The 1,366-nt window shown below is 73.8% G+C and carries 2 protein-coding genes and 1 pseudogene; 1 reads left to right on the plus strand and 2 read right to left on the minus strand.

Annotated features, from left to right (window positions below):
- Both ACTIR_RS26230 and ACTIR_RS0103445 read right to left on the minus strand, forming a co-directional pair.
- Positions 1 to 327 (minus strand): annotated as a pseudogene (locus ACTIR_RS26230) (hypothetical protein); the annotation flags it as partial.
- Positions 314 to 856 (minus strand): SigE family RNA polymerase sigma factor, encoded by a 543-nt coding sequence (locus ACTIR_RS0103445; RefSeq protein WP_007027638.1) that lies wholly within the window; start codon positions 854 to 856, stop codon positions 314 to 316. The gene ACTIR_RS0103445 and the pseudogene ACTIR_RS26230, both read right to left, overlap by 14 nt.
- Before the next feature lie 135 nt (positions 857 to 991).
- Between ACTIR_RS0103445 and ACTIR_RS0103450 the strand changes: the two genes are divergently transcribed.
- A partial coding sequence (locus ACTIR_RS0103450; protein WP_026453233.1) for a beta-eliminating lyase-related protein occupies positions 992 to 1,366 on the plus strand: 375 nt, incomplete at its 3' end.

The raw sequence follows: 1,366 nt of genomic DNA on the forward strand, positions 1-1,366 counted from the left end.
CGGGCCGCGCCCGTCGGACGGGCCGGATCCCGCGGTGCCCGGGTCCGGTCCGACCGTCCCGGAGCCACCCGTGCCGGTCCCCTCCGGGCCCGTGAGCACCGACGCTCCCGGATCGCTCGCCGTCGTCGGCGCACCTCCCGGCAGGGAGGAGACGACGACGCCACCGCCCGCGAGCACCACCACGGCGCCCGCCGCCGAGGCCAGTGCCGTCCGTCTGCGCCGGGTGATCCGGCGGGAGGCGCGGGTGACCTCGTCGACGGTGAACGACGCCGCGGGCGGCTGATCACTCGCGGCGCGCAGCCTCCGCCCCAGCTCATCCTCGTCCACCGGTCTCCACCTCCTCACCGAGTGCCGCACGCAGGTTCGCCAGGCCACGGGCGGTCTGACTCTTGACGTTGCCCTCGCCGCACCCGAGCGCCCGGGCCACCCCGCTCACGTCCAGCCCGTCGAAGTAGCGCAGCACCAGCACGGCCCGCTGCCTCGGCGGCACCTGCCGCAACGCGACCAGCAGGTCCTCCCGCAGGGCCACCCGTTCGGCCAGCGAACCGGACGTGTCCGTCCCGTGCGCCGTCCCGCCCGGACGCCGGGGTTCCGGCGGCTCGTCGGTCTGCCGCTCCCGGCGCCACGGCCTGCGGGACTCGTCGATCGCGGCCCGTACCAGCGTCTTGCGCAGGTAGGCGTCCACCGCGGAACGGTCCCGGATCCGGGTCCAACGCCGGTGCAGCGCGATGAACGCCGTCTGCGCGAGGTCGTCGGCACGGTGCCAGTCGCCGCACAGCAGGTAGGCCGTCCGGCGTACGGAGTCCCGCCTGGCGGCGAAGTACTCCGCGAACTCCTGATCCTCATGGTGATCCACGCGGGTGAGCTCCGGTCGGTCGTGTTGTCGACGGTGAGGACGGAACGGCCCCGCCCCACGGTTGCACGGTGATCAACGATTCACCGGACGAAGGGGTCGTTGTGAGGTGAACGGGGAGTATGATGTGATCGGATCGTGACCTCCGAAGCGACCGGACACGCAGCGACGCCTCTCGACTTCCGATCCGACACCCTGACCCGCCCGGACGACGCCATGCGGTCGGCGATGGCCGAGGCGGAGGTCGGCGACAACGTCATCGACGTCGACCCGACGATCCGGCGGTTGGAGGAGCGCGCGGCCGAGGTGCTCGGCAAGCCCGCCGCGCTGTGGACCCCGAGCGGCACGATGGCCAACGTGCTCGCGCTGTCGCTGCAGCTGCGTCGCGGCGACCGGTTCCTCGCGCCCCGCAACGCGCACGTCCTGGTCAACGAACTGGGCTCGGCGGCGTGGTTGGCGGGCGGGATGCCCGAGCCGCTGGAGCACGACGCGGGCCCCGGGCGGCCGAGCCCG

This window comes from Saccharomonospora iraqiensis subsp. iraqiensis, assembly GCF_000430445.1.
In the GTDB taxonomy this organism is placed as follows: Bacteria; Actinomycetota; Actinomycetes; order Mycobacteriales; family Pseudonocardiaceae; genus Saccharomonospora; species Saccharomonospora iraqiensis.